The organism is Methylobacterium indicum (assembly GCF_001043895.1).
Classification (GTDB): domain Bacteria; phylum Pseudomonadota; class Alphaproteobacteria; order Rhizobiales; family Beijerinckiaceae; genus Methylobacterium; species Methylobacterium indicum.
Genome location: NZ_JTHF01000226.1, coordinates 1 through 7,010, shown reverse-complemented (window position 1 = coordinate 7,010; position 7,010 = coordinate 1). Strand labels below are relative to the sequence as shown.

The 7,010-nt window shown below is 72.2% G+C and carries 7 protein-coding genes; 2 read left to right on the top strand and 5 right to left on the bottom strand.

The window, feature by feature from the left end; genetic code table 11:
- Positions 1 to 41: 41 nt before the first annotated feature.
- Positions 42 to 1,052, bottom strand: coding sequence for an ABC transporter substrate-binding protein (locus QR78_RS24335; protein ID WP_048430176.1), 1,011 nt, complete (start codon positions 1,050 to 1,052; stop codon positions 42 to 44).
- A gap of 243 nt (positions 1,053 to 1,295) precedes the next feature.
- Here QR78_RS24335 and QR78_RS24330 point away from each other — a divergent pair, with 243 nt between their 5' ends.
- Positions 1,296 to 2,012 (top strand): GntR family transcriptional regulator, encoded by a 717-nt coding sequence (locus QR78_RS24330; protein WP_048430175.1) that lies wholly within the window; start codon positions 1,296 to 1,298, stop codon positions 2,010 to 2,012.
- Positions 2,013 to 2,031: 19 nt separating this feature from the next.
- The gene (locus tag QR78_RS24325; protein WP_048430174.1) at positions 2,032 to 2,775 is read left to right on the top strand and encodes an aspartate/glutamate racemase family protein; all 744 of its coding nucleotides are present in this window, start codon (positions 2,032 to 2,034) and stop codon (positions 2,773 to 2,775) included.
- 18 nt (positions 2,776 to 2,793) lie between these two features.
- Here QR78_RS24325 and QR78_RS24320 read toward each other — a convergent pair whose 3' ends face one another.
- The 4 genes from QR78_RS24320 to QR78_RS24305 form a co-directional block, all read right to left on the bottom strand.
- Positions 2,794 to 5,055 (bottom strand): methyl-accepting chemotaxis protein, encoded by a 2,262-nt coding sequence (locus tag QR78_RS24320; protein WP_244276565.1) that lies wholly within the window; start codon positions 5,053 to 5,055, stop codon positions 2,794 to 2,796.
- A 302-nt stretch (positions 5,056 to 5,357) separates the two neighbouring features.
- The gene (locus tag QR78_RS24315) at positions 5,358 to 6,056 is read right to left on the bottom strand and encodes a carbonic anhydrase (RefSeq protein ID WP_048430172.1); all 699 of its coding nucleotides are present in this window, start codon (positions 6,054 to 6,056) and stop codon (positions 5,358 to 5,360) included.
- Between the two features lie 35 nt (positions 6,057 to 6,091).
- On the bottom strand, positions 6,092 to 6,619 hold the full coding sequence (locus tag QR78_RS24310) for an NUDIX hydrolase (RefSeq protein ID WP_048430171.1): 528 nt from the start codon (positions 6,617 to 6,619) through the stop codon (positions 6,092 to 6,094).
- On the bottom strand, positions 6,616 to 7,010 hold a 395-nt coding region (locus tag QR78_RS24305; protein ID WP_048430170.1), incomplete at its 5' end, for a DUF429 domain-containing protein. The genes QR78_RS24310 and QR78_RS24305, both read right to left, overlap by 4 nt.

The window sequence follows — 7,010 nt, the reverse complement described above, 5'->3', positions numbered from 1 at the left end:
TCGCCGAGCGGGCGGGGGCCGCGGGGGTGAGCGGCGCGGTCTCAGTAGCCGAGGCCATCGCGGGTCTTCTTGGTAGCGGCCTCGAGGAACGAGAAGTCCATGTGCGTGTCCACGTCGGCCGAGACGTCGCGGCTGATGTATTTCAGGTCCCGCATCATCGCGGCGATCGCCTGGGTCTTGGCGCGGTGCATCCGGTAGTCCGGCTCGGCATTCTGGATCGCCGCCGTGGCGACCTCCTTCGACAGGCCGGTCTTCTGGTTGATCACGTCGACCCAGATGGCCGGATCGGCCTTGAGCTTCTCGACCAGGGCGACGTCGGCATCGACCACCGCCTGCACCCCGGCCCGGTTCTTCGCGATCACGTCGGAGCGGGTGACGATGAGGTTGGTCAGGTTGCCGGCCGCCTGGTCGTAGGGCAGCACGAAATGCGTGGCCGCTCCCGCCATGCGGATCTGCGAGGCGAAGGGCTCGACCGAGCAGACCATGTCGATCTCGCCCCGCTGCATCGCGGCCAGATGGTCGGACGGGTTCGGGATGTTGACGAACTGCACGTCCTTGTTCGGGTTGATGCCCTGCTTGAGGAAGGCGCCGCGCATGTGGATGTCCTGCGCGTTGCCGCGAGAGGCCGCGACCTTCAGCGGCGTGCCCGCCGCCTTCGCCTTCTCGACCGCCGCCTTGAACCCGGCCCAGTCGTCGGCCTTCAGGTTCAGCGTCTTCGCCGACAGGCAGTCCGAGCCACCATTCACCTCGCCGGCGACCGCCACGAGGTCGAAGCCCTTGTCGAGGGCGGTGACGTAGTGGAGGTAGGTCACCTGCGCCACGTCGAGGCTTTTCGCGATCAGGGCCGTCAGCACGTCGTTGCCGGAATTGAAGCCGGTGACGTCGATCGTCGCGCCTTTGGCGAGCCCCGGCAGCAGGGCGACCGGCAGGCAATGGGCGCATTTGGCGTAGCCGACCTTGACCGGTGCCTCCTGGGCGGAGGCGGGGGCGAGGAACCCGGGCGTGACGGACCACAGGGCGGCGGCCAGCAGGGGGCCGAGGGAACGGCGCATGGAGAGACCTCGCGGTGGGGCGGCGGCGTCGATGCTCGGGCCCGACGGCCGCTCGAACGCGGCGTTCCGGGTGCCGCGGGATCAGGGTGTGACGGGCCGGACGGCGGCGCAACGCATTTTTGGTGCTCTGCATGCAATTCATGCCAAATGGCGATGACGGCAGCAGAATTGCCTGGAATTGATGCGCCCGGCGCCGATCGGAGCGGCTATGGTCGAACCCCGAGGATGAGGGAGAGGACACCCATGGATCCGGTCCGGCGCCCCCGCGGGCGCCCGCGCAAACCGGTGCTGCTGGAGCCCGCGGCCCTGAGCCCGCGGCGCGGCCTGCACGACCAGGCGGTGGAGCGCCTGCGCGCCCTGATCGTCGTCGGCACCCTGCCGGCCGGCAGCGCGCTCGTCGAGACCGAGCTGTCGGCGGCGCTCGGCATCTCGCGTACGCCTTTGCGCGAGGCGCTGAAGCTGCTGGCCGTCGAGGGACTGGTGGAACTGCGCCCGAACCGCTCGCCCCTGGTGGCGGAGCTGCGGCCGGATGCGGTGACCGAGCTGTTCGAGGCCATCGCCGCCATCGAGCGGGCGGCGGCGGAACTCGCGGCTTTGCGCATCACCCCGGCGGAGCTCGACCGGCTGCGACGGCTCCAGGCCGAGATGGAGGCGCACCACGCCGCCGGCGCCCTCGCACCGTACTTCGCCCTCAACCAGCAGATCCACGCCCTGATCGTGGCCTGCGCCCGCAACGCCCCGTTGCGGGAGGCGCACGAGGCCCTGCACGCACGGGCCGAGATCGCCCGCCGCCGCGCCCTCGACAGCCGGGCGCGCTGGGACGAATCGGTCGCCGAGCACCGGGCGATCCTGGAAGCCCTCTACGCCCGCGACGCGGCGGGCGCCGGCCGGCTGCTCGCCGACCATGTCGGCCATACCGGCACGGCCCTGATCGCCGGCCTCGCCCGGCACGCCGCCTGATTCCCGAAAGATGCCCCCGATGCGCCTGCTGCTCCTCAACCCCAATACCAGCCGCGACGTGACCGAGCTGATGCGCGTCACCGGCGCGGCGGTCGCCGCCCCCGGCACCGAGATCCTGACCGCCACCGCGCCCCGGGGCGTGCCCTACATCGCGACCCGGGCCGAGGCGCAGATCGGCGGCGCCATCGCGCTGGAGATGCTGGCCGAGGCGCCCCCCGTGGATGCCGCGATCATCGCGGCCTTCGGCGATCCGGGCCTGTTCGGCGCCCGCGAGCTGTTCGATTATCCGGTCATCGGCCTGGCGGAAGCCGCGATGCTGTCGGCCTGCCTGCTCGGCCGCCGCTTCGGCCTCGTCACCTTCGCCCGCGCCCTGTTGCCCTGGTACGAGGAGACCGTCGCCGCCCACGGCCTCGGGCAGCGCTGCGCCGGGGTGCGGGCGCTGGAGGGGCGCTTCGCGACGCTGTCCGGCGTCCAGGCGGAAAAGGAGGCGCAGCTGATCGACCTCGCCCACGCGATGGTCGAGGAGGACGGCGCCGACGTGCTGATCTTTGCCGGCGCGCCCCTGTCGGGTCTTGGCCCCCGGGTGCGCGAGCGCCTGCCCGTCCCGGTGGTCGACCAGGTGGTGGCGGCGGTCAAGCTCGCCGAGGCGGTGGCGGCGCAGCGGCCCCGCAAGGCGACGGCCGGCACCTTCCGCCGGCCCGACGCGAAGCCGAGCCACGGATTGGCGCCGGCGCTGGCGGCCCGGATCGGGCGGACGGACTGACCCGTCCCGCCCGGCGCCTCACGCGGCCTTGCGGGCGGGCAGCGCGGCCTCCCCGGGCGCCTTCAGGGCGGCGAGCGTCCGGGCATCGAGCGGGCCGGAGGACAGGGTGATGCCGAACTGGCCCTCGTCGCTCCAGATCACCCGGGCCTGATGCGAGGCGCCGCCGAGTTCGACCGTCACCGCCGCGCCGACCGGTAGCGGAGCGCCAAACGCGGTGAGGCGCGCGCCCGTCGCGCTCACATCCTGCAGGGTCGAGCGGTGGCGCAGGCCCGCGACCGTCACCTCGACCTCCGCCGCCGCCGGGAAGCGCTCCCGGCCGCGCCGATCGGCGATCTCGATCAGGAGGTGGTTGATCTCGCCGTTGACGAGGCCGGCCTCGCCGCTCAGGTCCGCCGCCATCGCGGCGAGCCGGGTCGCCAGGGCGTCGGTCTCGCGCGCCAGCCCCGGCAGGACCGCGATGCCGGTGATCACCGTCTGGGTCCGGTTCGCCACCGTCTGCATCATCTGGGTGATCTCGCCGGTCGCCGCGTTCTGCTCCTCGACCGCGGAGGCGATCGAGGTGGCGATGCCGCTGATCGCGCCGACCGTCGTGGCGATGCCGTCCACGGCGCCGAGCACGCTGCCGGAGGCGGCCCGCAGCGAGCCGACCTGCCGGTCGATCTCCTCGGTCGCCCGGGTCGTCTGGCCGGCCAGCGACTTGACCTCCGCGGCGACCACCGCGAACCCCTTGCCGGCCTCGCCCGCGCGGGCGGCCTCGATCGTCGCGTTGAGGGCGAGCAGGTTGGTCTGGCCCGCGATGGAATGGATCAGGCCCGTGATGCTGCCGATGCGGTCGCTCAGCTCCGAGAGCTGCACCGCGAGGGCGCGGGCGGCCGTCGCCTGCGCGCTCGCATCCTGCATCGCCGCGGTCGATTGCGCCGCCTGGCCGGCGATCTCGTTGATCGAGGCCGAGAGCTGCGTCACCGCGCTCGCCGCGCCGGCGACCTCGGCTGCGGTGCCGTTGAGGTCCTGGACCGAGCGCGACAGCCGCTCGCGGGTGTCGGTGGCGCGGCCCTGCACGCCCGCGCTCGCGTCCTGCATCGTGACGGCGACCTCCTGGAAGTGCCGCACGCCGCCGCCGACCGTGTCGCGGATGCGGGCGGCGAGCTGCGCCATGAACCGGCGTTCCTGCTCGACCATCTCCCGGCGGTGCTCGTCGTCGCTCGCCCGGGCGATCCTCTCCACGGTCCGATCGCGAAAGTGCACGATGGCACGCGCCAGCGCGGCGATCTCGTCGCCGCCGCCCGCCTCCGGCACGTCGGCGTCGAGGGACTGGTCGGCGAGGGCGCGGACCCGCCGGTCGAGGCCCGCGAGGCCCTGCACGACCGAGCGCGTCAGCAGGAAGGCGAGCAGGAAGGCCAGCACCGTGACCGAACCGGCGACCCCGAGCGCCGCCACGAGGCGGTTCTGGAGGCCGGCGATCCGGGCCGCCAGGAGACGGTCGAGCGCGACCGCGCTGTCCGACCACAACCCGTCGGCGCGGGTGACGAGGTCGGCCGCGGCGCGCTGGAACGGCGCGAGGTCGGCCGTGGCCTGCCGGCCCGCCGCATGGGCCTCGGCAAGGGCGGCGACGGGCCGGTCGAGCGCCTCGAACGCCGCCGCCATGGCGGCGGCGGGGGCTGCGAGGGCGCCCTGGACGGCGCCGCCGGCATCGGCCTTGAACGCCGCCTTGAGAGAGGCCTGAAGGCCCTCGGCGCTGGCGCGGAGCTTGCCCTGCTCGATCAGGAACCGCGCCGCGTCGCCGGGCGTGAGCGCCGGCTTGCCGCGCAGCTCGATCGCCAGGGCCGCCAGGGTGCCGGCCTGCTGCAGCACGTCCGGCAGCCTCACCGCGACGGCGTCCATCACGTAGAAGGAATCGAGGTCGGGATCGAGGATCAGGTTGGAGCCGTCGCCGATCCGGGTGATGAGGGTGCGGGCCGCGTCGACGATCGCCGGGGCGCCATTCCGGCGGGCGAGGCCGAGGTCGCGGGCGGCCTCGCCGGTTCCCATCGCGGCATCGTAACGCTCCTGTGCCGCCGCGAAGGCAGGCCAGTCGTCGCCCGTCGTCGCGGCCGGGATCCGTGATTGCGTGCTCGAGCGCAGGATCGGCCAGGCGGTCTGCAGGTAGGCGACGCCCGCCTGTTCCTGGCTGGCGAAATCGATATCCTTGCGCGACTGGATCACGAACAGGCCTGACAGCAGCGTGATCGGAATCAGGAACAGGCCGATGGTCGAAATGAGCTTCGTTCGAATCGTCAGCATCGCCGACATGACCTTTCCTCGCAGTCGATCGAACGCCCCGGCCCGATCTTTTCGGAGGGCCCCTGTCGAATGCATCGCGCGACCCTGGGGCAGCGGCGGCGATCGAGTAAAGTATACTGGGCCTGATAGGATAATAGGCCCAGACAGGTTTAAAGAATCATAATGTATTGTAAGACGGCGTTATATCGAAATACATAGTCGAGGTGTTTTTTCGAACTAAGCAGAGCAGGTATTTCGAGGTCGAGGTCGTTGGGCCAAGCCGGGGAGGGCGGGTTTCCATGCGTCCTCCCCCGGTGGATGGTTCAGCCGCCGCTGCCGGCCTCGTCCTGGCAACGGATCAGCTTGGTCTGGGCGGCGGCCCGTCCGGGCTCGGCCAGGCGGAACTCGCCGGTCTCGGGATCGCGGACCCGTAGCTGCCCGGTGGCGATGCCGAAATGCGCGCCGTGGAGCTGCAGCTTGCCGCGCTCCACCAGGATCTTCACGCAGGGGAAGGTCATCAGGTTGCGCAGGCTGTTCGTCACCGTGGCGAATTCGAGCTGCTCGAGATAGTCCGGCCCCCGCGGCTCGTCGCCGAGCGCTTCCGCGGCCGGGCGGATCAGCGAGACCCAGCGGCCGATGAAGTCGCCCGGCGAGAGCGGCGCGGCATCGTCCGCGAAGGCGCGCACGCCGCCGCAGCGGGCATGGCCCAGCACCACGATGTGCTTCACCTTGAGCGCCTGCACGGCGAATTCGAGCGCCGCCGAGGTGCCGTGGTACTCGCCGCCGGTCTCGAAGGGCGGGACCAGGTTGGCGACGTTGCGCACGACGAACAACTCGCCCGGCCGCGCGTCGAAGATCACCTCGGGCGAGACCCGGCTGTCGCAGCAGCTGATGATCAGGATCTCGGGGCTCTGCCCCTCGGCGAGGCTGGCATAGCGGTCCTGCTCGCGCACGAACCGGTCGTCGAGGAAGGCGCGGTAGCCTTCCGCCAGCGCCGGGGGAAACGACAGATCGTCGGCCATGATCGCAATCTCCTTGGACGAGTTCTACGGCAGGCTTACGCCGCGCCCGGCCCCCAGGACAATGTCACGACCTCCGGGATCGCCTCGCCGGCCACGAGCCTTTTGGCCAGTTCGGCGAGGCCTTGCGGCTCCACGCGCTCATGGGTGGTGGCGAGCTCGTCGAGGGACCACCAGCGCGTGCCGTAGACCGGGTTGTCCTCGGTCTCGGCGAGCCGGCTGGTATCGACCCGGTCGTCGGGCAGCCGCACCACGAAGTAGCGCTCGCGGGCGAAGCGCGACTTGTTGAACAGCGTGAAGGCCCCGTCGCAGCGGGCGACCTGGGGCCCGAGGGGGGCATCCTCGACGCCAATCTCCTCCTCCAGCTCGCGCCGGCAGGCCTCTTCGGGCGTCTCGCCGGGCTCGATGCCGCCGCCGGGCATGAACCAGAAGGTCCGGTCCCCCGGCCGGCCCGGATCGACGTCGCGCGAGGCCTCGTAGGCGATGAGCAGGAGGCGGCCCGCCGGGTCGAGCACCAGGGCGCGGGCGATGTCGCGGGTGGGCAGAGCGGTCAGGGGAGCGGTCATCCATGGGCCTCGCGGATGGGAAGCGTCCAGATCGCGGCCGGCAGGCCGTGAGCGTCGCGCTCCGGCGGATCGGGATACGGCACGCCGTGCCCCTTGGCGATGGCCCGGGCCACGGCGAAGGCCGCCAGCGCGTCGAGGAGGTCGTCGGGCTTGGCGCCCTTGGGAACCGGGAGGTCGGCGGGCAGGCCGGCGCGGGTCAGGAGGTCGCGCCGCAGGGCCGCGCCCGCGGGCTTGCGCTTGGGCTCGGGCAGCGGCGTGCCGCCGTTGAGGCCCTGGAAGGCGAGTTCCGGATGCACCTCGTAGACCCGCGCCTGCAATTCCGGCCGGGTGCGCAGGAGGGCGTCCGCCTCGCGGATGCGGGGGAAGATGGCGTTGGCGGGAGGGGAGGGGG

Excerpts from the sequence above, each read along its gene's own strand:
- QR78_RS24335 (WP_048430176.1), bottom strand. The coding sequence starts at position 1,052 with ATGCGCCGTTCCCTCGGCCCCCTGCTGGCCGCCGCCCTGTGGTCCGTC.
- QR78_RS24330 (WP_048430175.1), top strand. The coding sequence starts at position 1,296 with ATGGATCCGGTCCGGCGCCCCCGCGGGCGCCCGCGCAAACCGGTGCTG.
- QR78_RS24325 (WP_048430174.1), top strand. The coding sequence starts at position 2,032 with ATGCGCCTGCTGCTCCTCAACCCCAATACCAGCCGCGACGTGACCGAG.
- QR78_RS24320 (WP_244276565.1), bottom strand. The coding sequence starts at position 5,055 with ATGCTGACGATTCGAACGAAGCTCATTTCGACCATCGGCCTGTTCCTG.
- QR78_RS24315 (WP_048430172.1), bottom strand. The coding sequence starts at position 6,056 with ATGGCCGACGATCTGTCGTTTCCCCCGGCGCTGGCGGAAGGCTACCGC.
- QR78_RS24310 (WP_048430171.1), bottom strand. The coding sequence starts at position 6,619 with ATGACCGCTCCCCTGACCGCTCTGCCCACCCGCGACATCGCCCGCGCC.